Source organism: Rheinheimera metallidurans, assembly GCF_036983985.1.
Lineage (GTDB): Bacteria > Pseudomonadota > Gammaproteobacteria > Enterobacterales > Alteromonadaceae > Alishewanella > Alishewanella metallidurans.
Genome location: NZ_JALAHQ010000001.1, coordinates 864751 through 891153, shown reverse-complemented (window position 1 = coordinate 891153; position 26403 = coordinate 864751). Strand labels below are relative to the sequence as shown.

Sequence of the window (26403 nt, the reverse complement as noted above, 5' to 3'; positions counted from 1 at the left end):
TGCTGATATAACTTACTTAATAATATGTTCGGGCCGTGGAAGGAATGGCAGTAAATACTCAGCGCGCCAGCCTTTAAGGTATTCAGGCATAGGAAGCTGCTGACGTTCGGTGTCGGATACGCGCCAGCACCAGTTTAGGTATTCGTTTAACTGGCGTTTTACGGACATAAAGCCACTGGGTATGCCCAGCTCGTCGGCCGATACCTTTACCGCTTTAGTTAGCTCGTTAACGGTTTCTTTGTAGCCAGGAAACTGCGCTTCGTGATAAAAGCGCTGTGGGCAGGTAATAATGGGTTGCTCTTTAGCTTGGCCAATAAGATCAACTAATAGCTTGGCGTGGCGTCTTACATCACGTGGCGGCATACCTGGAATGTTAAGCAAGCTTTCTGCCGTTGCCGGCCGGCGTTTAGCTAACTCGATTAAATGAATATCTTTTAAAATTAAGCCTAGTGCTAAATCTCGCTGCTGGGCATAACGGTAACGCCATCCGGCTAATTCGCGTAACACCGACAGCTCTCTTGGTGTTAACAGCCAGCTATTTTTTATTTCTAAATATTTGTATTCCAGCGGCAGCAGTTGTTCACGCCGATGCATCAGCTGCTGGCCTTCTTGCAGCAATAACTGATGCTGCAACTCTGACATATGACTTAATAACTTTTCGTACAACGGAAATAAAAAGTGTACATCGTTGGCGGCATAAATTAACTGGGTTTCGGCTAAAGGCCGTGCTAACCAGTCGGTACGCGATTCACTTTTGTCTAGTACTTCTCCGCTTAGTTGCTCAACCAAGCGCGCATAGCCCATGCTGGTGCCCCAGCCAATAAGTTCGGCAGCCAACTGGGTATCAAATAACGGGGCAATGTCGTACACGCCAATAGTAGCCAGCGCTTCGATATCTTCGCTACATGAATGCAATAGCTTAACGATGCCCTGATCTGACATTAACCGCTTCAGCGGTTGCCAATCTGAAATGGTTAGCGGGTCAACCAATGCCAAGGTATGACCATCAAATAACTGAATAAGGCCTAATTTGGGTGCGAGTGTACTTTGACGAATAAACTCGGTGTCCATGGCTAATACTTTGCTATTAGCGACTTGCTGACAATATGTTGCCAACGCGATGTTGTCAGTAATTAAACCTGTCATCTGTTACCTGTATTGTTTCTTGTCTATCTTACAAACAAAAGCCGGCTTCTAAGCCGGCTTTTGTTGTACAAGCGGTTAGCCGCGAAGTTCGCGACGTAAAATTTTGCCGACATTGGTTTTAGGCAATTCGGTGCGAAATTCTACCAGTTTCGGCACTTTATAGCCCGTTAATTGTTCACGACAATGTTGGATAATTTCTTTTTCGGTTAAAGATTGATCCTTTTTCACAATGAATAATTTAACCGCTTCACCAGTTGCTTCGTTAGGTACGCCAACCGCGGCAACTTCAAGTACCTTTTCATTCATTGCAACCACTTCTTCAATTTCGTTCGGGTAAACGTTAAAACCCGATACCAAAATCATATCTTTCTTACGATCAACAATATAGAAGAAGCCTTGTTCGTCCATACGGGCAATATCGCCAGTATAAAGCCAGCCGTCTTTTAATACTTTGTCAGTCTCTTCAGGTCGGTTTAGGTAGCCAAGCATGACTTGCGGTCCCTTGACTAACATTTCACCAGCTTCACCTGCAGGTACATCATTACCAGCTTCGTCAACTAAACGAATATCCGTTGATGGTGCTGGCAAACCAATACTGCCGTTAAATGAGTCTAAATCGTATGGGCTTACCGTAACTAAAGGGCAACACTCTGTTAAGCCATAACCTTCAACTAAACGCGTACCGGTAGTTTTTTGCCAACGCTCGGCTACTGGGCGTTGCACTGCCATGCCACCGCCTAACGACAACCTAAGGGTAGAGAAGTTAAGATCTTTAAAACCAGGGGTATTTAATAAACCATTAAATAAGGTATTAACCCCGGTAATAGCTGTAAACGGAAACTTGCTGAGCTCTTTAACAAAACCAGGCATATCACGTGGGTTAGTGATTAAAAGGTTAGTACCACCATATTTGAAGAATGTGAAGAAGTTAGCCGTTAAAGCAAAGATATGGTACAGCGGCAACGCGGTTACGACGTGCTCGTGACCTTTCTCTAAAAAGGTGTCTAAGCAACCACTAACTTGTTCTAAGTTACCCACCATATTGCGATGGGTTAGCATTGCGCCTTTAGACACACCAGTAGTACCGCCGGTATATTGCAAAAAGGCAATATCGCTACCCTGCATAACGGGCTGGCTGTAACTGAGCGTGGCACCTTTTGCTAAGGTGTCATTAAAGCGCACAAACTTATCTAATTTATATGCAGGTACTAATTTTTTAATGTACTTAACGACTAAATTGACAGCAGTACCTTTAAGCGTACCTAAGCAATCACCCATCTTAGTAAGAATAACGTGTTCTAGGTGCAGCTTATTTTCAACAGCCGCTAAGGTATGGGCAAAGTTTTCGACAATAATAATGGTTTTAGCTTTAGAGTCGCTAAGCTGATGCTCCAATTCGCGCGCTGTGTATAACGGATTAACGTTAACTACGGTACAACCGGCACGCAGTATCCCCATAAGTACAATAGGATATTGCAGCAGGTTAGGCATCATTATGGCAACGGCGTCACCTTTTTTTAGGCCTAGCTCAGTTTGCAAATAGGCTGCAAACGCGGTGCTTTTCTTATCAAGCTCCTGATAACTAATACCTTTACCCATATTAATAAAGGCAGTTTTATTCGGATATTGCGCAATGCTTTGGCTGAAAATATCTAATAATGACGGGAAATAATCGGCATTAATCTCTGCGGGTACACCTGACGGGTAACGTTTTAACCACACTCTATCCACCGTCTTCTCCTCTTATCTAAGGTTATTATTGTATATATATGAAACACTCGGCATGCAATCTGCAGCTGCACTTTCATAGCCCGGTGATAGCCCGGTGGCATATTGGAGCATTTACTCTAGCCGGTAATCATCCCACAATTATTAATTTTGCACAATTAGCAGCATTAGCGTGTAGGTTTAACAAATTTAAGCGTCATACGATCACTCTCGCCAATAGCCAGATAGGCTGCTTTATTATCCTGCCCCATAGCAAGGGTTGGTGGCAAGGCATAAACACCTTTAGGATAATTTTTCGTGTCCTTAAGGTTTGCATTTAACTCGCTAGTGGCAACCAAAGTAAAACCTGCAGATTCAGCCACTTTAATTACATAAGCCTCATCTAAATAGCCATCTACTGCCGAGCTAGAAATGTCCGATAAGCGTGCTGCGCGATGTTCCACCATACCCAGCACACCACCTGGTTTTAGCGCTTGAAACAAGGTTTCCAATGTTGTTGACAAATTACCATCGTCATTCCAAATATGTGCGTTGCGAAAGGTTAACACCATATCAAACTGTTCATGCTGCGGCGGATAAAATGTCGGCGGATCTAATTCTATTAAGGTTGGTTCACCAAAAAAGCTTGCTTCATTGGCAATACGTTGCGCCAAATGTTGGCTAACCCGCGCCCAAAAAATACTGCGTTCGTTTTTAAATTTACCATCATTGTGGCGAAACTGCGCTAGGGTTAATTTGCCATTATCTTTAAGATAAGGCGCCAGTATTTCAGTATACCAACCGTGGCCCGGCCACACTTCAAGCACCGACATCTGTGGTTGCACGCCAAAAAAATCTAGCGTTTCAGCAGGATGTCGGTATAGATTGCGCTGTCTATTTTCACTACTGCGTACTTCAGAGTTAGCAAACAGTGTCAACGCTTCAACGTTATCATTTACTGAAGCTAAACTGGGGAAACTGGTTAAGCAGCTAAATAATAACGATAATACCATTGTCTTTTTTCTAATAATTATTGACATACTTCTAGCCTTACTAATAACTAATACTGCCAATTAGCGGCTGCCCTCAGCCGCTAAGCAGATTAATTCTGTATTCGAGTATTTAGTTTTAATTCAGTTCCATTGCACGCTAATTTACTATTACTCGGCAATAAATGCCAAATAGAGCATTAAGCTTACTAAAGTAGCGCTTTATCGACATCGCTTTGTCATAGTTACGCTATAAAGTACACTAGCAATTAAGAACATCAAGCTCTAATAAGGTAATTTCTATGCGCCCACATTTATTGTCGTTGTGTTTGCTACTTGTGCCTACGGCCACTCTAGCTGCACCGAAGAATATTATTTATATGATAGGTGATGGCATGGGGCCAACTTACCTATCGGCTTATCGCTATTATAATGACGACACCAGCACCAAAGCGGTAGAAAACACCATTTTTGACGAGCTATGGCGAGGTATGGCCAGCACCTACCCTGATGATGACACCTATGTAACCGACTCTGCTGCAGGTGCTACCGCGCTTGCTACTGGTGAAAAAAGTTACAATGGAGCGATATCGGTTAACCGCCAACATATTCCAATTGGCACTATGATGCAGTTAGCGAAACGCCAAGGTAAAGCTAATGGCATTGTCGCCAGCTCGCAAATAAACCATGCTACGCCAGCCGCATTTTTGGCCCATAACAAAAGCCGTCGCAATTACAATGAAATTGCCGATATGTATGTCGATTATCGTATAAACGACCTGCCGGTAGCCGACGTTATGTTAGGCGGCGGTACTGATTACTTTGTGCGGGAAGATAGAAATTTGATCACCGAGCTTAAACAGTTGGGGTTTCAATACACTGATAGCTGGCAAAAACTGGATAGCTTAACCAAGATGCCTGCAATGGCATTGTTAGCAGAAACGGCGTTGCCGGCAGCATTAAATACCGAGCAACCTCGCCAGCTAGCTACCTTAACTGAAAAAGCACTTGCGCTATTAACACCGGCGAAAAAAGGTTTTGTGCTAATGGTAGAAGGCAGCCAAATTGATTGGTGTGGCCATGACAATGATATTGCCTGCGCGATGGCAGAAATGGACGATTTTGCTAAAGCCATTGCGGTAGCCAAAGCTTATGTGGATGCACATCCTGATACGTTGTTAGTTATTACTGCCGATCATGAAACTGGCGGTATGACATTGGGCGCCGCAGGTAAATATTTATGGCTACCTGATGTAGTGAAAAAAGTTAAAGCCACTGGCCGCAGCATTGCCAGCCAATTAAAACACGCTGATTCAGATAAGGCCGCGCTGGAGTTATGGACACAGTTAACCTCAATTGAGCTAACTGACACCGAACAAGCCACGTTACTTAGCACCAGACAACAAGACGAAACTGAGCTGCGTAAACTATCTAACCAGTTAGTAGCTAAATATTCCTACACCGGTTGGACTACCTCTGGCCATACCGCTACTGATGTTGCGGTATTAGCCTACGGCAAATGGCGCGACGAGTTTACCGGCTTTCAAGACAATACTGATATTGCCAAAAAGCTAATTCAGTATATTCAGCAAACTAAATAAACCCGTACTACCTTACTGCGCCGTTATTAATTGACGGCGTAGTTTGGGCGCACTGCTCTGTGGGCTAAGCCAAATATCAAAAAATGCAGGGCCAAATTCAGTGTCAGTTACTTTGCCGGTTTCTTCACCATTGAAATAAAACACTACACTGCCATCTTGTTGCATTAATGCAGAAAGCTTGTCACCTTTATCTACGTCGCGCCACAATTTACCAAGCTGCACTACCCAGTTATCTTGTTGGCTTTTAGCAACATTATTTAGTTTTTGCCACTGCTCTAGTGTAGCTGTGATAATATCGTCTTTAGCTATTTTTCGTTTGTACTCAAGCTCTAACAATAAAGGGCTGCTGGTTTTATAATCACTAAATTCACCGTTTGGTGTTGCTAATCTGGCATCGTATAGCTGCCAAAATAAATATCGATACGAGCCCTGCCCCACAGTGTTTAACTCTGGTAGTGCCACTGCTGAAAATGACAACATACCCAGCAAAAATAATAAACCAACGCTAGTTAACCGGTACATATAAGCTCCTTGTTTGTCCAAGCACAACGCCAATAACTGACCAGACGGCTATTAGCACCAGCCATGAAATTTCATTTTGTGGAAACAGCAGTAAATGCTGGCTTAATTTAGCACCGCTAAAGTACGACAACGGGCCACCAACACCCGCCAATAACACCGCTAGCCATATGGGCTTTAGCATTGCCGCCATAAATTCAACCGCAGCAATAGCAAATACCAGCCAAATCAGCACAAACCACAGCGGCAAACCATTACTGCCAACAAACTGTATTATATTGCTAGCAACTAATAGGCTATCAACGACTACACCCAAAACAAATACCGCGATAACGGCAAGCTGGCCTTTGGTTGGTAAACGCCAAATGGCATAAGCGGCATATAACGCAACCGGCAACAACGCCAAATATTGCCAATAGATTAAAGCGAACCAACTAGCCTGAAAACCAATAAAGGCGCGCCAGCTAAAACCATATGCATGGCTCATTGTTGTTTCAGCCGTTTTGCCATATTGATGCGCATATTATAGGGCAGCATAGCTAACAGCTTTAAACTAATACTTAAACGCCGTGGAAAACGAATACGGTTTTTACCGCTAATTAAACCATTATAAATTCGTATAGCTGCTTGCTCAGGTGTCACCAAAAACGGCATTGCAAAGGTATTTTTCTGCGTTAAAGGTGTATCAACAAAGCCGGGTTCAATTAAACACACGCTAATACCACTATCGGCAATATCAACACGTAAACTGTCGGCAAAATAACTTACGGCTGCTTTACTAGCACCATAGGCTTGAGATTGAGTAAACGGAAAAAAGTGCGCCATAGAACTAACAATGGCCAATTGTGGCGTTAACGATGCACTAAGTAATGGCATAAAATACTTTGTTGCCGCCACTACCGCATGAAAATTAATAGCAAAAGTGCGCTCAAACGCCGCTAAGTCTAAATTGTTCGCGTCAACATATTCGCAGGTTCCAGCATTTAGCAGCACTAAATCCAATACTACACCGGCATTAATTAACTGCTGGGCTACGCCACTCATCGCGATATGATCGGTAAGATCTAACACTAACGGGCGAATATTAGCGGTTTTAGCCAGCTCTGCTAGCTTATCTTTTGAACGCGCAACTGCATATACCGTCCAGCCATTAGCTGCATAATGCAATGCTAATGCACGGCCGATACCAGAACTGGCGCCAGTAATTAAACAAGTAGATGCCATAACAGCCCCCAAAGCAATATATGATTGTTAGGGTTACGTTAAGAAACAGCGATTGGATTTATTTAGGCGTAAAGATTGACGCCGAGCATAGATTGAACTTCGCTACGGCGCTGTTCATTAGCCAAACTTTGATAAGCGGCTACCGCCTGTTGACCGCGGCGGCTGGTATTGTCATTAAAATTAAAACGCTGACGTCGTTCATCATCAAGTTTGTTAACTACGTCTGAACTGGCACGTACGCCACGACCTTGAGGTAATTCAGTGGTTTGTTCGCTGCGCTGCGGCGCACGACGAGGCTCATTACCAACAAAAACGCTGGCAACGCTAGTCGCATTCAAACTCTGATTTACATTTAGGGTCATAGCATCATCACCTAACATACCTGTGGTTAGTATAACCGGAATGCTTTATTAGCCAAGTATTTTATCTACCCGGTAATTTTTGCCAAGTAACTTCATCTCGCACATACACCGGCTCGGCCTGTTCGGCATCAACAAATTGCCCTGCTTTATAAGCGTTCTGCGCTAGAATTAGCATATCTTGCGCTGACGGATATAAAATATCGCTCATTGTCGCCGCGTGTAACGCTAGTAACTGTTCAGTATAAGTTTGCCAACCGGTGCCGACGGCCATCACATTACCCGTTACATTAAACGCACGTGCTAGCTGCGGCTTTAGCGCTAACTCATCACTGGTTGCCACCATTACACCGTCTTTTAACGCAAAGCTGGCGATATACACTTCGGCCATCCGCGCATCAATAGCAGCAATAACCTGCGTGGCATTATGTAATCTATACGCTGCCTGTGCCATGGCCGCTAACGTTGACACACCATATACCGGTAAATTAGCACCAAAGGCTAGCCCCTGAGTTACACCCACGCCAATACGCACGCCAGTAAAACTGCCAGGGCCACGGCCGAACACAATACCATCAAGCTGCTGCAAACTAACACCAGCTTCACTTAACAATTGCTGCACCATAGGTAATACGCGCTTGCTATGCTGCTGTGGGCAGACTTCATCAAGGGTTAATATCTCGCTGCCAAGTTGCAGTGCTACCGAGCAAGCTTCCGTTGACGTGTCTAAAGCCAGTAACTTTAACCCTGTGTGCATCACTTAATTGTCCCGTTTATTTTGTAGTAAAAAAGCGACCGCTTCATCGAGCGAGCGAGTGCGGCGCATTGGCGGCAAACTGGTTAAAAACACTTCGCCATAGGGCTTAGTAACTAAACGATTATCACAAATAACCATTACGCCACGATCGGTTACATCACGAATTAGGCGGCCTACGCCCTGTTTTAGTGTAATAACCGCTTGTGGCAGCTGCACTTGTGCGAACGGGTCTTCGCCACGCATAGCACAATCTTCACTACGCGCTTGCAACAGCGGCTCATCCGGTGACGCAAACGGCAGTTTATCAATAATAACGCAGCTTAGGGTATCACCACGCACATCTACGCCTTCCCAAAAGCTGCCGGTACCCAATAAAACTGCGTTATCAAGTGTAACAAACTGCTCAAGCAATAAACGTTTACCGGTGCTGCCTTGCACCAACACCGGTTGACGTACCAAGTCTGGTAATTGTTTTGCCACCAACTGCAACATACGATGGCTAGTAAATAAAAAGAAACAGCGACCATTATTAGCTTCAATTAAGCGTACCGCAATTTGCAGTAGCTGCCCTGTCATAGTCTGTTCGTGCGGCTCACTTAAATAGCGCGGCACGCACAATAAGGCTTGTTCAGCGTAGTTAAACGGACTTTCTAGCAGTAAGGTTTGTGCCGTATTTAAACCCATCTGTGCCGTGTAGTGGCCAAAGCCATTGTTTACCGACAAGGTAGCTGAGGTAAAGATCCAACTGCGCTGCTCGGCGGCCACAATGTCACGAAATTTATCAGCAATACTCAACGGCGTTAAATGTAAACTTACTTGTAAGCGCGTGGTTTCAAACCATAAACTTACGCCACTTTGCTGCATATCAAGTAACTTGATTAATCGTATTTTAGCCAGCGCCAGCCGTTCAAAGGCGTTATCGACCAGTTCGCTGCGACCTAAGCTACTTTTAACTACCAAATACAGCATATCTATAGCTTCGCTAACCCGGTTAACCGCGGTTTGCATACTGGCTTGCTGATAGGCTTCGCGCCAATTGCCACGGCTAGGCTCACTCGAAAATTGTAAGCGCCAGTCTTTAATCAGCAGAGCTAATTTATCCGCTGTTTTAGCAAGTTGCGGGTGATCACGTAACTCACTTTTACAGGCTAAATCAATATCACGGCAAATATCGAGTAATAAACGACTGGAAACATTGTCACCAAAATAATCACTGGCAATATCGGGCAGCTGATGGGCCTCATCAAAAATAACCACGTCCATCTGCGGTAATAACTCGCCAAAGCCGGTATCTTTAAGGGCTAAATCGGCAAAAAACAGATGATGGTTTACCACAACTACGTCAGCGGCTTGAGCTTTTTTTCGCGCTTTTAATAAGTGACAGTCTTCGTACACCGGGCAATCTTTGCCTAGGCAGTTATCGGTAGTGCTGGTAACGTAAGGCAGTGCTTTAGAATCTTCAGCAATATAACTTAGCTCGCCAATATCACCGGTTTGGGTTTCGGCGGACCACTTTTTAATTAGCGATAAGTCTTGGATCAGCTGCTCATCAGGCATAGGCACATGATGGTAATGCTGCTCTAAACGAAATAAACACAGGTAATTACTACGACCTTTTAGCAAAGCCAGCTGCAGCGGACTAGCTAAGGCTTTAGCTACCTTTGGCAAGTCACGAAAATACAATTGCTCTTGTAGGTTTTTGGTACCTGTAGACAGTATTACTTTTTTATTACTTAACAATGCTGGCACTAAATAGGCGTAGGTTTTTCCGGTGCCGGTGCCCGCTTCAACCACTAAAGCGCCAGGCGTTTCGATAACGTCGGCCACTGCTAAAGCCATTTCAAGCTGAGCGTCGCGGGCATTAAAACCGGCAATATGCTTTGCTAAGGTGCCATCAGGAGCAAAGGCTAAACTGACCTGCTTACGCATAGCAACTTAGCATAGAGGCTAAAGGCCTTAGATTATTTAGTAAAAATAGTATCAACACGCAAGCTACCGAGAATAAACAAGACCGCTATTATGCCTTGAACCAGAGAAAAATTCAGACAAAAATATCTAATCGGCCTTCACTGTCTACGTGTTGCTCGTCTTCTGGGGTGGTATAGGGTGCGTCAGGATAGGGCTCAGTACCTTTATTACCTGCTCGCGCTTTACGGCGTAAAATAAGGTATTTTTGCTCATTGGGCTTAATAGGGCTTAGCCGAGCTTCTTTAAATACCGGTACGACCAGTTTTGGCTCAGGTTCAACCGGCGTACCAGGTACACGTTGTACAAAGGGCATAAAAGCGTCCATTACCGTCTCCTATTATGCTTTGCCTTGTTATCGGCCAACATTATATTAACTTGATGTTAAAAGACACTAACAGACGCCAAACCCAGTTAACCTTTATCTAAATGGCTGATCAATAGCTAATGCCGGCTCAGTAAACCAACGCGGGCCTTGCTCAGTCATATAGAAATGGTCTTCTAAACGCACACCAAATTCACCGGGTAGCACTAACATTGGCTCATTACTAAAACACATACCAACAGCCAACGGTTGCTCGTTACCTTCAACTAAATAGGGCCATTCATGAATGTCTAAGCCGATACCGTGGCCAGTACGATGCGGCAAACCCGGCAACTGGTATTCGGGACCGTAACCTTGTTGCTGTAAATACTTCCTTGCCGCGCGGTCAACTTCCTGACAAGCCACACCCAGCTGTGCAGCAGCAAAGGCGGCGGCTTGGGCGGCTTTTTCGTGCTGCCACACCGCTTGCTGTTTTGCCGTCGGCTGGCCAAATACATAACTGCGGGTGATATCCGACAAATAGCCATTGAGTTTACAGCCGGTATCAATAAGCACCATATCGCCATGCTCTAGATTTTTCGGGTTTGCTACACCATGCGGATACGAGGTATCACTACCAAACAAGACGATACAAAAATAATTGCCATCAACTGCGCCTACTTTGCGGTGTGCCTGATCAATAAAAGCTTCAACCTCTTTAGTGCTAATACCCGCATAAAGTATACTGGCTACCGCTTTATGCACGGCAAGCGTCATATCCATTGCGCGCTGCATTAGCGCCAGCTCAGCGGTCGATTTAATGCGCCGACAAGCCGAGGTTACACTAGACGCATTGCTCAACTGCAACGCCGGTTCAGCTTTTAGTAAACCATCAGCAATAAAGAACGTGGCACTTTCGTCTAGCGCCAATGCGGTTTTACCTTGCAATAGCTTGATACAAAGCTGATACGGGCTTTCGTGTTCTTGCCAACCATGCAGTTCACCGGCCATTACCAACTGCGGCGCTATTGTACCGCGCTCAAATTCAGGAATTATGTACTGCAAACTGCCATTAGCCAGCAATAACGCCGCCACTAAACGCTCACTAGCGTACCAACGTAAACCAGTAAAATAATATAAGCTGGTACCTGCCGTGAGTAATATCGCGTCCAGTTTTTGCTGCTGCATTAATTGCACGGCCTTTGCCAACCGTTGCTGAAACTCTTGCTGCGTTATCGGGCCAACACCCGTGGTCATATCACTTAACTGCGCCAGTGCTGCTAAAGCACTAGTTCCGCCAATTTGTCCGCTCATATTTACTCTCCGCTCGAATAAAGAAAATTTGCTCACTTAAGGCGTAAAAGGCTGTCAATTAGCCATCATCAGCTGAGTATAACCGACTGTCACTAGTCTCTGGCAAGGGCTGATCATGTTACACAGTCGCACATACTTAATCCAAACACTTTACAAGCGTGTATTTTTTGCTCTACTATGATTCGCCTTAAACGGTATACAATATACTTAATATTATATAACAAGAGAACAGTAGCATGAATACAGGAACAAAAGCACTAAAGCTGTCACTACTGGCCAGTTCGTTGGCGCTGGCTTTAACAACAACTCCAGCAATGGCACAGGATAATACAACCGGTTTACTTAGAGGGGTTGTTACCTCTGAAACCGGTCAGCAATTAGAAAACATTAGTATTAATTTGCGCCATTTAGGCCAAGGTTTTACTCGCAACGTACAAACCAACAATAAAGGTGAGTATGTGTTGCGAGCACTTCCAGTAGGTGAGTATCAGGTTACCGTAATACAAAACGGTACCACGATGATTGATGACTATAAGCTGACTATTAGCTTGGGCCAAGCAGAAGTATTTGCTCCAGTATTAACCAGCGGCGAAAAAATTGAGCGTATTGCTGTAGTCAGTTCAATGCTAAAACGTGTTGATACGTCTGACTCTACCGCGGGCTTAACCTTTAATTCAGAAAAGCTAGAGCTACTACCCGTAAGTACTGGGTTTGAAAGTATCGCCTTACTAACTCCAGGCGTTACTCGCAGTTCAGCCTTCGGTCCTTCTAGTTTTGGTGGTGGCTCAGCTGCTGAAAACGGCTACTTTCTTAACGGTATTAATATTACTGAGCTACGCAGAGGCATGGGGTCTATAGAGCTACCGTGGGAAGTTGTGGCGCAAACTCAAGTAAAAACGGGTGGTATTTCCGCTGAATATGACCGCTTTATTGGTGGTGTAGTAAATGCCGTATCCAAATCAGGTAATAATGATTTTCGTGCTGGTGCACAAATACGGCTTGACCCTAGCGCGTTACACTTTGCCCATGACACTGTGCTTAATAACGACGGTACCGTAGCAATTAATAACGAGCAATTTGAAAAAAGCTATACCGATGCTAACGTGTGGGCTGCTGGTGCACTAGTGCAAGACAAACTATTTTACTATGCGTTGTTTAACCCGACCCGCTATAAGTCGCAATATATAAATAGTGTAAATACCCAGTTTACTGAGTTTACTCAGAAAAAAAACCGCTGGTTTGTTAATCTAGACTGGCGCATTACTGATGAGCACACGTTAACCGCTACGGCACTAGATAATAGCGTTGATAACAATTATGAAAACTTTAACTGGGATACTACAGCAGGCCAAGGTAATAACATTGGTCGTACGGTTAGTGAAACCGGCGGCAAAATGTACTCAGCTCGCTATCAGGGTTTTATAACCGATGACTTATCGCTAGCTGCTACCTATGGCCGAGTTAAAGACTCCCGTAATCCAGTGCCGTCAAATACCCTACCAGGAATTTGGAACTCGGTTTTACCGGCCACCGGCCAGCGTCTTGGTCAGTGGACTGATTCTAATATTACTTATGAAGAATATACACGTGACCAGCTGCGTTTAGACGTAACTTGGCTACTTGATAACCATACCATTCAGTTTGGGATGGATAGTGAAAAACTAAAAGTTAACTACAACGAAACGCAAAACGGCGTAGGCGATGCCCGCGGTTGGTGGTATTACGAATCTTATAGTGCTACCAATGCTTACGGCGTAGCACCAGGTAACTATGTACGGCAACGAGTTCGTGCAAGCGATGGCACCAGCGAAGTTAATTCACTCGCGTTTTATATTCAGGACAGCTGGAATATTAACGATAATCTAGTGCTAAATGCCGGTGTGCGTTACGGTAGCTTTGAAAACACCACCACCGGTGGCGAAGTTTACTTAGATTTAGATAACCAAATTGCACCGCGTTTGCAATTAATTTGGGACCCAACAAGCACGGGTATAAGCAAAGTATACGGTACTTTTGGCCGTTACTATCAGCCTATTCCTAGTAATATGAATATTCGTTTAGCCAGTGGCCAAAGCGATGTTTCTTATATATACCAAACTGCACAGCTAGATAATGGCATTCCAGTTATTTCGGCAGATGGCTCACCTAGCCGCGGCCAGCTACTGCATACGCATATTACTCAAGCAGGTGGTGGCTATGCAGATCCCGCGACGTTAGGCTCGGCCAATTTAAAGGCCATGTATTCTGACGAATTTACACTAGGTTATGAGCAACAGGTTAGCGAAAAACTAACGGCTAGTGCTAGATTGATTTACCGCGATCTTAAAACCTCTATCGACGATGTTGACCCAGTGCCAATTATTAACAAATGGGGCGAACAAACCGGAACTAGTATTGTAAATTATCCAGATTCTTGGATCTTAATTAACCCCGGACGAGCCCTTGAGTTAAATTATGATGCTAGCGGTAATGGTCAAATTGATCATATCTATGTGCCTGCTGCTGACATGGAGCTACCGGCTGCTAGCCGAAAATATTTAGCTTGGGAATTTAGCCTAGAAGGCAGAGTATTTGATAGCCTTGGGCTGAATGCCTCTTACGTTTGGTCGCACAGTTGGGGTAATACTGAGGGCTTAGTAAAATCTGATAATGGTCAGGCTGATCCGGGTTGGACTGCCGGCTATGACTACGGCGATTTTATGGATTATGCCGCAGGTAACTTACCCAACGATCGCCGGCATGCGTTCAAATTTAGTGGTATTTATGACATCAATGATAGCTGGTCAGTTGGCGTAGTAGCCAGAGCATCGTCAGGTCAGCCAAAAAATAAACTAAGTTTACATCACCCGCTAGGTGTAGACAGCTGCAGCGCTGAAAGTATTTGGCGAGATTGTAGTGGCAACTATTACCAAGACAACTTGTATTTCTACGACTGGCAAGGCAACCCTGCGCCACGTGGCAGTGCCGGTACGCTTGATTGGTTTTACGAGTTCGATGCCTCGTTAAACTACCGCACCACCATTGCCGGCCAGCAGTTTAATGTTAAAGCAACGGTTTATAACCTGTTTAACTTCAACACACCTATTGCAGTGAACCAGGCTAATCAACTCTCTACGCCAAACGGCTATATAGAAAACCCAAATTGGGGTGTGGCTAGTGCGTTGCAAGCAGAGCGTAGTGTTTCATTAACTTTGCGCTATGAATTTTAATCTACCCTACTTAGTTATGATGACGACATAACTGCACTATTTGCTTCCGCGCAAGCGGAAGCTTTTTTTATCGCTGCTTTAGGAGCACCGTATGAAGATTGCCGCTTCGGCTATACTACTACTTAGCTGTTTGTTGCCGGTTAGCACACTTAGTGTCGCCAGTACTGCACCAAACGTAGAAAAAACCAAACCGATTCCAGCCGCAACGTGGCAACAACCAAGCCGATATACTCAACAATCTTTTAATAGCAATATAGAACAACTCACACTGTTATTAAGCCAGCAACAAAATACTAGTTTCGTTGAAAAATTAGACCAACCATTGCAGTTTTTTCGGTATTTTTCTTACTATGGTGATACCAGTGAACTAAATAAACAATCATTACTTAAACTGCACCAGTTTCTGGAGCAGCTAGCTCAAACCGCTATTTTTAATACTAAAACTGGATGGCGCCTGCAAGAACACTATGCCGTTTTACTTTACCGCTTTTATGCTAATCCCAGTTTAGTTAGCTATTGGCCAAACCAGTCAAAAGCCTTGTTGCCAATATTACAAAGCCCATTAAGTAATGAATTACAACAGCACTATAGCTGGTGGGAAGCCATTCGCAGCCTAGCATTCACGGCCTATTCTGCAAGAGCAACAACCGACCTAAAACAAGCTATTAGTAGCAACACCGAGCTAATTAACACCTTGCTTGATTTAATTCCGCAAAATAACGACTGGCAACTTGACCATATTGTCTGGGCGCTGGCCTATATTCATATTTTATTAGATGAACCGGCGCAGAAACAATTAGATAGCCAAGTATTAACCGCACTGCGACAACACACTGCCTTAAAAGATAACTTATATAAACAGCTATTTAATCACTATCTAGCGAATTCATTTCGTGTTCGTGAACAATGCGAGCTAGATTTTGCCGAACATTGCCTGCAGCCAAACATTACTGACGCACTACCACTACGCCATGTCTGCCATGATGAATTAGTGATCCGAGCGAAAACGATTAGCCCTAGCCAGCTTATCAATAGCTGTCAACAAATGATGGCGCAAGAGCAGCATTTTCATCAACTATTGGCTACCCAACATCAACCTGTCGCTAACGATTTTAATAACACCTTGGAGGTGGTTATTTTTGATAACTACAGCGACTACAATTATTACGGCGGTTTATATTTTAACATTAATACCAACAACGGCGGCATGTACATAGAAGGAACACCTGCTGATCCTGATAACCAAGCTCGATTTTTTTCGTTTCAACGCTATTGGCAACCGAGTCCTTTCGCCGTTTGGAATCTTGAACATGAATACATTCATTATCTAGATGGTCGCTTTGTTAACTATGGGCCTTTTGGCCATACACCTAGCCACAGTGTGTGGTGGGCAGAAGGTATGGCAGAGCTACTTTCACAGCCAACTGATAACCCACAGGCCATAGCCATGCTACACAAAACTGCAGCTAGCGACTTACCCTCGCTTGAGCAAATTTTTGCTAGCACCTACAACGATGGTGTCGATATGATTTATCGTTGGTCTTACTTTGCATGGCGCTATTTACAACAGCATAAACCTGATGCTTTAAAGCAATTAGCGACATTATTAAAGCAAGATTTTTTTGCTGGCTACTTAGATGCTTTACATAAACTAGAAAAAACCGAACAAGCCGGCTTTAAACAATTTTTGCTGCAAATAAAACAACTGCCAACCAACAAGCCGCAGCATACAAGTCAGCCTTTAGGCCGTTATCTATACCGACGCTATTTGCATCCCGAGCATTTAATCGTAAACGAAGCGCATTTCCATTTACTACACCAAACAGAATAAATGTGGGCATTAAATAAGCATAGTGTCTATTTAGTACCCATTATTTCTTATGCAAAATTTCAAGAGGATTAACCATTACTTAGTTCAAAACAGAATTATCAGATATATTGTATACATTATTTAATATGCTAGATTAATGTAGCTTGCAAGCTAACCTAAAATAATAATACTTAATCCAAAGGAACAGCGACATGAAAGCAAATACGCTACTGCTTAGCTTATTAATAAGCAGCGGTGCACTATGGGCCTCAGAGCCCATAACGCCCTCTTACCCAGCACAATTAGAAAGTGATTTAAAGCACAATCAGGCGCAGCAGTCAGAACAGAAGTATATTCACCCACCACGGCTAGTTTCACCGGCTGAGGTAGATAAAATAATTCGCCAGCAACATTCGCATGACGTACCAATACGAGCAATAACAGACGCCAATACAACTAATCAACAAAATAGCCGCGTATCGACAACCAATGTAATTAACAATGTTGCAAGCTGTAACAATCCTGCGCAGTTATTACCTTTATATGGTACAGACCTAGTTAATGCCGTTATAAACGCCTCGCTTAGCAGTTGTTTATATGGTTTGTATAATGACGCTTTTGTCGGCACTGAGCACTTTGCCGATACTAAATTGCAAACTATTGTTGAAGCCATAACCGCCCGATTGCCAAACTTTGATGGTTCAGATGCTACTGGTGCTGCTGATTTAGAAAAGTTGGTTACTTATCTTAGAGCTACACATTGGGCTGATAAAAATCATAATTTTACTGCCGCTTATAAAGCTGAATTAGAAAATGCATTTAACCAGTATTTTGCGGGCGAGCAGTTTATTAACTTTACCGGCAGCAGTTCACGTAACTTTATGCTGCGTTACGAAATGCTAATTTTAATTAATAGCAGTAGCACTAATGCGCTACCGCACTTGGCGCGCTTTAGTGAAGCTATTCGCGGCTATGCTAATACTGTATCTAGAACCAATAACTGGGGTGTTAGTTATGAAGAAAACGGTATGACCCAGCTGCTAACACAATTCTTTAATGCTGTTAAAAATGCTGATCAGGCAACTAAGAATGTGTTATTAGCCAATCCACAAATTATTAATAATTTAATAGATTTCGTTGTTACAGATGGAGTGTGGCTAGTAGGCCACACTAGGGAATATCAGTGGAGTGATACCGTTAGCGAACTAGGCCGACTAATGATATTTGGTGGCGCTATTGCCGATACGGTTCGCCCAGCATTACAACAAATTTTAAGCCAATATAGCTACGACGGTACAGGTGCTAATGGCTGGTTAAATGCCCAAGCTATGGTAAAGCTTTACGATAACGCCAACTGCGCTTTATATGGCACAGCTTGTAATTTCGATTTGCAAAGCTACGTTTTATCTGGCCAGCACACTTGTAGCAGCAGCTTAAAAGTGCGCTATCAACTGCCGCTAAGTGCGAATAATTTATTACATATATGTAGTGAACTAGCTGAGCAAGAACAGTATTTCCATAGCCTATTTAACACCACTACCGACACGCCGGTACTAAATGATAACAACACCGATTTAGAAGTTGTTATTTTCAATTCATCGGCAGAATATAAAAGCCATGCCGGTAATTTTTTTAACATCAACACTGATAACGGCGGTATGTATCTAGAGGGCACGCCATCTGATGAGGGTAATCAAGCACGCTTTATTGCTCATCAAGCAGAATGGCTAAATTATTTTGAAGTATGGAATTTAAGACACGAATATGTACATTATTTAGACGGCCGTTTTAACCAATGGGGCGGCTTTAATGATCAAGCAAGCAATTCGGTATGGTGGAGTGAAGGTCTAGCTGAATATTTATCATATCGCGATACCAATGCCACGGCACTTAACGTAGCAAAAAATAAAACCTACCAATTAAGTGAAATATTCCAAACCACCTATAACAACGGCGATACAACGCGTATTTATTACTGGGGTTATTTAGCAACACGTTTTATGTTTGAGCAACAACTTGCAGAAGTTAATAACGTGCTACTGCCTAGCCTACGTGCTGCTAAATATGCGATTTCTGATAGCCCTTGCCTATTTGCCTGGAGTTGGCAGACAAAGCCCGACGCCATTGCTAATAATTGGTTATGGCTTTATGACGACAGTGAATGGTCTAGCGGTTACTGGGTTTGGACTTGTGGCCAGCCACAAAGCGAGCAAGTAGAATTACCAGAATACACCTCTTACGCCGATATTCTTGCCAGTTGGGGCACCAACTTAGATACAGAATTTCATACTTGGCTAGATTGTTTAGTTGCTGGTAACGGCGTTTGTAACAACAGTTACCACCCAGCCGATTTAGACCAAAATAGCACAATCGACCAACGCGACATTGATCTATTTAACCAGCTGCTTCGTCATGGTTCAACCTTAAGTAATAGGTATGATTTTAATAACGACAACTACGTCGATCAACGTGACATCAGAGCCATGATGCAATTATGTACCTTACCTCGTTGTGCTATTAGCCAATAAACTTATTAACGGAGACTACTATGAAAAAACTATTTAACAGCCTAGCTTGTGCACTATTACTACTGACAAGTTATCACAGCAATGCGGCATTCATTACACTTGAAGCTGATCAAGCCAGCTACAATGTTGGCGATACCGTTACCGTTGATCTGAATGTAAGTGGCTTTGAGCAGTTACTGGGCGGCTTTTTTGCTGAATTACTTTATTCACCTTTGCAACTGACGTTACAAAGCTGGCAATTTGGTCAAGGCTTTGATGATGGCTTAGGCTCATATCAATGGCATAGCCACGATGCAGCCAACGGTATATTGCAACTTGATGACTACGCTGACTTCTCAGCTGACACCAGCTTGTTACTTACACAACAGGGCTCAATGTTCACGTTAGTTCGGCTTAGTTTTAGCGCATTAACTGCAGGTCAGTTCGATTTAGGATTACTCGCCTCAGGTACAGGCTTACTTAGCTTTAACAATGATTATTTGCCGTTAACGTTACAGGGCACAACCATTAATGTTGTTAATACAACACAAGTGCCATTACCCGCCACAGCACTGTTATTTGCTAGCGGTTTAGTGCTGCTGCCACGCCAGCGTAAAACAAAAAACGGCTAAAATTTGGCCATTCAAAAAGCATTTTTTGGGTGATAACTTAATTAAACATTCTGTGTTTTATAACTGCAATAATATGCATCAGCTGCATGTAATACATGTGGCTGATGCATTCGAGTAAGTTCAAGTTCCTATTTTAGTTATGCAATTAATTTACATTATATACATTTTTGTTATATATAACACATTGTATACAGTATACGTAAAAGCTAAGTTGTATCTGCCTACTTTGGCTAAATTACATACTATAAACAGGAATAAATAATGAAAATAAAACAACGAACTGAACTCACTCTCAGTGCTATTGCGCTAGCGCTTTCAGTATACAGTTCAGTGGCAGTAGCAAATGACAAGCCGGCTCCTTTAGCTACTAACTCCTATGACAATCACACGCCTAATAGCAAAGTTACCGCACCCGTAGAGCCTAAACCTGATGCTCTAAAAGCTAAAGCAAAGCCAGAGCAGGCATTTTACCAAGCTCATACTGCGCAGCAATTACGTTTATCAGGGCAAGTCACTATTCAAGCCGATAGTTGTGATACTGTTACTAGTGGTTATGGCAGCAAAACTGGACAAGCACTGGTTGATCATATACTCAACAATCCTTCAAGCTGTATAGATGCACTGTTTAATGGCGACGCTAATGCCCTTGCCGCTTTTCAAGCAGATAAAATGTACAGTGTTGCCAATGCTACTGCGGCATTGGCCAATAGCTATAATCCAGCAACCGCGTCAGAAGAAACAATTGGTAAGCTTTACTATTTTTTACGAACGGGCTATTACGTTCAGTATTATAACCCTACCGCTATTCCAGAATACCCAAACTGGGTTAAAACGGCTGTACGTTCAGCGTTAGACAATCTTTTTGCTAATCCTCAGTTTTACACCAGCTCTGATATACACGGTAAAAACATTCAAGATGCATTGACCTTAATAGACAGTGCAGGTGAAAACGCGCGCTACCTTTATGTGGTCAAACAATGGCTAAGCCGTTGGGATAACAATATGGCCGCAAGTTGGAATATGCGCTCTGCCGTTAATGGTGTATTTACAATACTATTTCGTGGGCATTACGATGCAAGCTTTGTACAAGCAGCAACAAATGACAGCGCCTTGATCCAACAGCTTAGTAATTTTGCCACATCGGATTGGATGCTTAATTCTGACTCCGCTTTTATGCAAGAAAATGCCGCAGCTGAGTTAAGCCGATTTTTACAATATAACAATACAGCAACGTCAGCCCTTGTTACGAGCGAAGTAGGACAAATACTCAGTAAATACAGCATGAATGGACAAGGTGCCAGTGTATGGTTAAAAGCCGCCTCTACTCTCGATTATTATAACCGCTGTTCTGAATTTAACATTTGTGGTTTCTCAGAACAACTCGAGCAACAGGTATTAAATATCAATCATTCCTGTAATAGTTCAATGAAGTTCCGCGCCCAAGATATGACCAGCAGCGAGCTTAATGAGTCGTGTGATACCGTTACACAACAAGAAACCTTTTTTCATAAATTTTTAGCGACTAATCAGCAACCTGTTGCTGATGATTTAAACACCAACTTAGAGATGGTAGTGTTTAATAGCAGCGATGATTATGGATTATATGCTGGGCTTTTTTTTGGCATTGATACCGATAATGGTGGTATGTATCTTGAGGGAAACCCGGCATTACCTAATAACCAAGCGCGTTTTATTGCTTATGAAGCCGAATGGCTAAGACCAGACTTTACAATCTGGAATTTAACCCATGAAATGGTGCATTACCTCGATGGCCGCTTCAATTTAAAAGGCGATTTTGGCGATGCAAGAACAGACACGCATAACACTGTCTGGTGGATTGAGGGTCTAGCAGAATATGTATCAAAGAAAAATAGAAATGATCAAGCTATTCAGATTGCTAGTTCAAAGCGTTATAAAATCAGTGATATATTTAAGAATAATTACTTTAGTGGCACAGAGCGTGTTTATCACTGGGGGTATTTAGCCGTACGATTTATGTTTGAGCGCAAACCAGAAGTCGTTAATCAGTTATTAGTGCATTTTAAAGCTGGTGATTATGATGCATATTTAACTGCTGTTAACGCGCTTGGCACTAGTTTAGATGCCGAGTGGTCATCTTGGTTAAGCACTGTGCAAAGCGACGATAGCATACCAGAAACGACTATTGGTGGTCCAAACACGCCTACTCCTGGCGAGAATGAACTAATTAATGGCGAAGCTAAGTTAAATTTAACCGGCCCTAAAAGCCAATGGTTACATCATTACATAGACGTTGCAGAGGGGCAAAGTAAGCTTACTATTACACAATCTGGTGGTAACGGTGATGCTGACTTATACGTAAAATTCGCGCAGCAGCCAGACACTAACAGCTTTGATTGTCGACCATACAGAACCGGCAACAACGAAAGCTGTGAGTTTAATTTACCTGCAGCCGGCCGTTGGTATGTTTCAAGCTATGGCTACAACGCATTTACTGGCGTGTCGCTTAAAGCAACTACTGAAAGTGGCACTAGCCAACCCAACGCATGCAATACGCAAAGCGCGGTTAGCTATGTTCAACTTGAAGCAGACAATCAGTATTGCGTAAGCCAAGAAAGTAATGGCGATTACACTTATTTCTACATGTATAACAGCGTTGCTAATGCCAGTTATACTTTCAATTTATATGGCCCTAACGAAGGTAATGCTGACTTATATTTCAGTAATGCTAGTTGGCCAACAGCAAATGACTATCAACAAAAATCAACTCAGGCAAATAGTAACGAGTCTGTTACTACACAAGCTTTACCTGTAGGTTGGATTTATATTAGTGTCCATGCCAATAACGAAAGGCCAGACACAACATTGACCGTTACGTTAAATTAAGTATTAAAAGCCAAGGGCAGCTATAAGCTGCCCTTGGCTTAGTTACGTGAGAATACACAATTATTTATGTAGTACCGCAATAATTTCTTTAGCCGCGGCCGTAATGTGACTACGTAATAACTGACATGCTTCGTCTATTTGCCTATTACGACAATAGTTTAATAACATTCTGTGTTCAGGATCTGCCTTATCTATACCGCCGGCTAATAATAAATGCACTCTAATATAACGATCTGAATTCATAATTAAATTTTGCACAATCTCATAAGTTAAAGGCCTATCTGCGGCGAAATATAGACTAAGATGAAAACGTGTATTTAACTCGCTCCAAGAGCTTTTTGTCGCCCCATCATCAAATGCCGCTGCCATTTGTGCTATAAGTTGTTCGCTTTTATCTAAATCTGCTTCAGTAAATTTGGGTATGGCTTGACGCAATAATTCGGCTTCCAGTAAAGCTCTTAATTCAAATAACTCTGTAACCTGCTCAGCGGTTAACTTGGTTGCTGTAGCCCCTTTGTGCGCTTCAAACTCTACCAAACCTTCTGCTTCTAATTGCAATAATGCTTCTCGTATCGGTATACGACTAACGTTCAGTTCCGCCGCTAAAGCGGCCTGTCGAAGTGGCTCGCCAGCTTTAATAGCGCCGGTAAGAATTTTTTCACGGATCACTTCTACCACAACTTGGGTGCGTGTCTTATATTCAATAACCATAATTATCTGCTGTTATGCATTTATGAATTCAGTATACCAAATATTTATTATTCTGTTGCAACAACTTAATAGCCTGCAGCCAGTCGTGCTTGTCGCCTACTCTAACTTTACAGGTTGTATTCACAAAAAGGCGGCAATAAACGCAACCAGAACCCAAAAACTAATGACTATACAACCTGCTCTTTTTTTACACTAAAAAATAACAGCGCAAATAATTTTAATATGTAACAAAAAACACAATAAAACCAAACCATTGTTTTAACTAATATTTATTTTATTTTATCTTATTTATTTTTAAATTTAATAGTAATACACCTTGTATCAACTTTTAAACTGCCGTAACTTGTACAACATAATTATTGAGCGATTTTATCAAAATGAATATTATAACTGTCTATCACCATAGCGACTAGCCGTCCGATATTTTCGGAGGGCTGATGTCTGGCGCTCCGGTGATAAACAATAATCCCGAGCCCAGGCTCGGGATTTTTGTTTTTAGCATCATCAATTTAAAATTATCGTCACGGAGACCTATATGAGTCCGGCAACAGAATCGAAACGCTTACGTATCGCCATGCAGAAATCTGGCCGTTTATCGGTTGACTCTCAAGCATTATTTGCTAGCTGCGGTTTAAAAATTAACCTGCGCGAACAACGCCTTATTGCCCACGTTGAAAATATGGCTATCGATATTTTACGCGTACGTGATGACGATATTCCTGGCCTAATTATGGACGGCGTCTGTGATTTAGGCATTGTTGGCGAAAACGTGCTGGAAGAAGAGTCGCTACAGCGCAAGTTAGATAACGACAGTGCCGACTACACTATTTTAAAACGACTCGACTTTGGTAGCTGTCGCTTGTCTATCGCAGTACCACAAGAGGAAAGCTACGCCAACTCCAGCTGTTTAGAAGGCAAAACCATTGCTACTACTTACCCGCGTTTATTGGCGCGTTATTTAAAACAACAAGGTGTAAATGCGCGCATTGTTACGTTAAAAGGCTCGGTTGAAGTAGCACCACGCGCCGGTTTAGCTGATGCCATTTGTGATTTGGTGTCCACCGGCGCCACCTTAGATGCTAATGGTTTAAAAGAAGTTGAAGTTATTTATCGCAGCAAAGCGGTGCTTATTCAGCGCAAAAACCTATGCGACGACAAGCAGCTTAAATTAATTAACAAACTAATGCCGCGCATTAATGGCGTAATGCAAGCTAATGAAAGTAAATACATTATGTTGCACGCACCGCGCACAGAACTAGAACAAATTATTGCGTTATTACCTGGTGCCGAAAACCCAACTATTTTGCCGCTAGCCGGTAATGACAACCTAGTTGCTATTCACGTGGTTAGTAGTGAAAGCCTATTTTGGGAAACCATGGAGCAGCTAAAAGCGCTAGGCGCCAGCTCTATTTTAGTGCTGCCAATTGAAAAGATGATGGTGTAATGATGGATGCTGTAATTGTGAATAGCATTATTGACTGGTCAGCGCTATCAGATGTTGAACAACAAGCTGCATTAGCACGGCCACAACTTAATGACTCGGCCACTTTAACCGCTCAAGTGAGTGCCATTATTAGCACAGTGCAGCAACAAGGCGATGCTGCACTGTGCGCTTATAGCCAACAATTTGATGGCCTAACTACGAATACGCTGTGTATTAGTGACAATAAAAAGCAGCAGCTACTCGCTACCTTATTACCCGAGCGTAAAGCCGCCATAGAATTGGCCTACAACAATATTCGTAAATTTCATGCGGCGCAGTTGCCACGTGATATTGAAGTAGAAACTAGCCAAGGTGTTATTTGCCAACTTAAAAACCGCGCACTTAATGCCGTCGGGTTATATATCCCTGGTGGCAGTGCGCCGCTACCTTCCACAGTATTAATGCTGGGTGTACCGGCGCAATTAGCCGGCTGTAAACGTGTGGTGCTAGTAACTCCGCCAGGGAAAACCCAAGCCGATGCCATAGCAGCAGAAATTATTTATGCCGCAGAATTGTGCGGTATCAAGGACATTTTTACGATTGGCGGTGCCCAAGCCATAGCTGCACTGGCCTATGGTACAGCAACCATTCCTAAGGTAGACAAAATTTTTGGCCCAGGTAATCGTTATGTTACCGAAGCCAAGCGCCAAGTTAGCCTAGATAGTAAAGGCGCAGCTATTGATATGCCTGCTGGCCCATCAGAGGTATTGGTATTAGCCGACGCAAATGCTAATCCTGCATTTGTTGCTGCCGATTTATTGTCGCAAGCCGAGCACGGCCCTGATTCACAAGTATTGTTGGTAAGTAATAGCCAAAGCTTAATTGCCGCAGTGCAAGCTCAAGTAAGCCGCCAACTTATGGCTTTACCAAGGCAAGCTATTGCCGCACAAGCACTTAAACACAGCCGCTATATTTTAACCCGTGATCTGGCACAGGCCGTGAGCGTTATTAACACTTATGCACCAGAGCATTTAATTATACAAACCGATATCGATGCCGAGCTTATCGAACAATTTGACAGTGCCGCCAGTATTTTTGTTGGCAAATGGACACCAGAATCCGCCGGTGATTATGCCAGCGGCACTAACCATGTGTTACCAACCTACGGTTACAGTAAAACGGTATCTAGCTTATCGCTAACTGATTTTTATCGACGCTACACGGTACAAACCTTGTCAGAAACTGGCATGCGCAATCTTGGCCCCAGCATCGTTACCTTGGCCAAAGCGGAAGGCTTAGACGCCCATGCTAATGCCGTTAGTATCCGTTTAGCCGCGCTAGAAAAGTGTAAGGAGTAATAG

General features: G+C 43.2%; 20 protein-coding genes. 8 read left to right on the top strand and 12 right to left on the bottom strand.

The window, feature by feature from the left end:
- Positions 1-12: 12 nt before the first annotated feature.
- The 3 genes from rnd to MN199_RS04245 all read right to left on the bottom strand — a co-directional run bounded on the left by rnd (position 13) and on the right by MN199_RS04245 (position 3893).
- On the bottom strand, positions 13-1146 hold the full coding sequence (rnd, locus tag MN199_RS04255; RefSeq protein ID WP_335738516.1) for a ribonuclease D: 1134 nt from the start codon (positions 1144-1146) through the stop codon (positions 13-15).
- 75 nt (positions 1147-1221) lie between these two features.
- The gene (gene fadD / locus MN199_RS04250) at positions 1222-2877 is read right to left on the bottom strand and encodes a long-chain-fatty-acid--CoA ligase FadD (RefSeq protein WP_335738515.1); all 1656 of its coding nucleotides are present in this window, start codon (positions 2875-2877) and stop codon (positions 1222-1224) included.
- Positions 2878-3041: 164 nt separating this feature from the next.
- A complete protein-coding gene (locus MN199_RS04245; RefSeq protein WP_335738514.1) occupies positions 3042-3893 on the bottom strand; it encodes a class I SAM-dependent methyltransferase in 852 nt (283 codons plus the stop codon).
- Between the two features lie 251 nt (positions 3894-4144).
- Between MN199_RS04245 and MN199_RS04240 the strand changes: the two genes are divergently transcribed.
- Complete coding sequence (locus MN199_RS04240) at positions 4145-5443, top strand: alkaline phosphatase (RefSeq protein WP_132582697.1); 1299 nt, start codon at positions 4145-4147, stop codon at positions 5441-5443.
- A 12-nt stretch (positions 5444-5455) separates the two neighbouring features.
- On the opposite strand, the gene MN199_RS04235 is transcribed toward MN199_RS04240, so the two are convergent.
- The 8 genes from MN199_RS04235 to MN199_RS04200 form a co-directional block, all read right to left on the bottom strand.
- Positions 5456-5965 (bottom strand): chalcone isomerase family protein, encoded by a 510-nt coding sequence (locus tag MN199_RS04235; protein WP_335738513.1) that lies wholly within the window; start codon positions 5963-5965, stop codon positions 5456-5458.
- Positions 5949-6449, bottom strand: coding sequence for a DUF2878 domain-containing protein (locus MN199_RS04230; protein ID WP_335738512.1), 501 nt, complete (start codon positions 6447-6449; stop codon positions 5949-5951). Before MN199_RS04230 ends, MN199_RS04235 begins: the two co-directional genes overlap by 17 nt.
- Positions 6446-7186: an SDR family NAD(P)-dependent oxidoreductase gene (locus MN199_RS04225; RefSeq protein WP_335738511.1), complete on the bottom strand. Its 741-nt coding sequence runs from the start codon at positions 7184-7186 to the stop codon at positions 6446-6448. Before MN199_RS04225 ends, MN199_RS04230 begins: the two co-directional genes overlap by 4 nt.
- A 62-nt stretch (positions 7187-7248) precedes the next feature.
- Positions 7249-7548, bottom strand: a complete 300-nt coding sequence (locus tag MN199_RS04220) for a hypothetical protein (protein ID WP_335738510.1) — start codon at positions 7546-7548, stop codon at positions 7249-7251.
- 61 nt (positions 7549-7609) lie between these two features.
- Positions 7610-8302, bottom strand: coding sequence for a tRNA (adenosine(37)-N6)-threonylcarbamoyltransferase complex dimerization subunit type 1 TsaB (gene tsaB, locus MN199_RS04215; protein WP_335738509.1), 693 nt, complete (start codon positions 8300-8302; stop codon positions 7610-7612).
- A 3-nt stretch (positions 8303-8305) separates the two neighbouring features.
- A complete protein-coding gene (locus MN199_RS04210) occupies positions 8306-10231 on the bottom strand; it encodes an ATP-dependent DNA helicase (protein ID WP_335738508.1) in 1926 nt (641 codons plus the stop codon).
- 112 nt (positions 10232-10343) lie between these two features.
- Positions 10344-10595: a hypothetical protein gene (locus MN199_RS04205; RefSeq protein ID WP_335738507.1), complete on the bottom strand. Its 252-nt coding sequence runs from the start codon at positions 10593-10595 to the stop codon at positions 10344-10346.
- 93 nt (positions 10596-10688) lie between these two features.
- Positions 10689-11885: a M24 family metallopeptidase gene (locus tag MN199_RS04200; RefSeq protein ID WP_335738506.1), complete on the bottom strand. Its 1197-nt coding sequence runs from the start codon at positions 11883-11885 to the stop codon at positions 10689-10691.
- A 236-nt stretch (positions 11886-12121) separates the two neighbouring features.
- On the opposite strand from MN199_RS04200, the gene MN199_RS04195 reads away from it, so the two are divergent.
- The 5 genes from MN199_RS04195 (at position 12122) to MN199_RS04175 (ending at position 22908) form a co-directional block, all read left to right on the top strand.
- Positions 12122-15094 carry a TonB-dependent receptor gene (locus MN199_RS04195; protein WP_335738505.1) on the top strand — a complete coding sequence of 991 codons (2973 nt, stop codon included), beginning with the start codon at positions 12122-12124 and terminating at the stop codon, positions 15092-15094.
- 91 nt (positions 15095-15185) lie between these two features.
- Positions 15186-16925, top strand: a complete 1740-nt coding sequence (locus MN199_RS04190) for a collagenase (protein ID WP_335738504.1) — start codon at positions 15186-15188, stop codon at positions 16923-16925.
- A 191-nt stretch (positions 16926-17116) separates the two neighbouring features.
- Positions 17117-19432 (top strand): collagenase, encoded by a 2316-nt coding sequence (locus tag MN199_RS04185; RefSeq protein WP_335738503.1) that lies wholly within the window; start codon positions 17117-17119, stop codon positions 19430-19432.
- A 20-nt stretch (positions 19433-19452) separates the two neighbouring features.
- The gene (locus MN199_RS04180; RefSeq protein ID WP_335738502.1) at positions 19453-20043 is read left to right on the top strand and encodes a PEP-CTERM sorting domain-containing protein; all 591 of its coding nucleotides are present in this window, start codon (positions 19453-19455) and stop codon (positions 20041-20043) included.
- Positions 20044-20304: 261 nt separating this feature from the next.
- Positions 20305-22908: a M9 family metallopeptidase gene (locus tag MN199_RS04175; RefSeq protein ID WP_335738501.1), complete on the top strand. Its 2604-nt coding sequence runs from the start codon at positions 20305-20307 to the stop codon at positions 22906-22908.
- A 60-nt stretch (positions 22909-22968) separates the two neighbouring features.
- On the opposite strand, the gene MN199_RS04170 is transcribed toward MN199_RS04175, so the two are convergent.
- A complete protein-coding gene (locus tag MN199_RS04170) occupies positions 22969-23619 on the bottom strand; it encodes a GntR family transcriptional regulator (protein WP_335738500.1) in 651 nt (216 codons plus the stop codon).
- A 535-nt stretch (positions 23620-24154) separates the two neighbouring features.
- On the opposite strand from MN199_RS04170, the gene hisG reads away from it, so the two are divergent.
- A complete protein-coding gene (hisG, locus tag MN199_RS04165; protein ID WP_335738499.1) occupies positions 24155-25063 on the top strand; it encodes an ATP phosphoribosyltransferase in 909 nt (302 codons plus the stop codon).
- Entirely contained in the window at positions 25063-26400 is a 1338-nt protein-coding gene (hisD, locus tag MN199_RS04160; protein WP_335738498.1) for a histidinol dehydrogenase, read from the top strand. Before hisG ends, hisD begins: the two co-directional genes overlap by 1 nt.
- Positions 26401-26403: the final 3 nt, after the last annotated feature.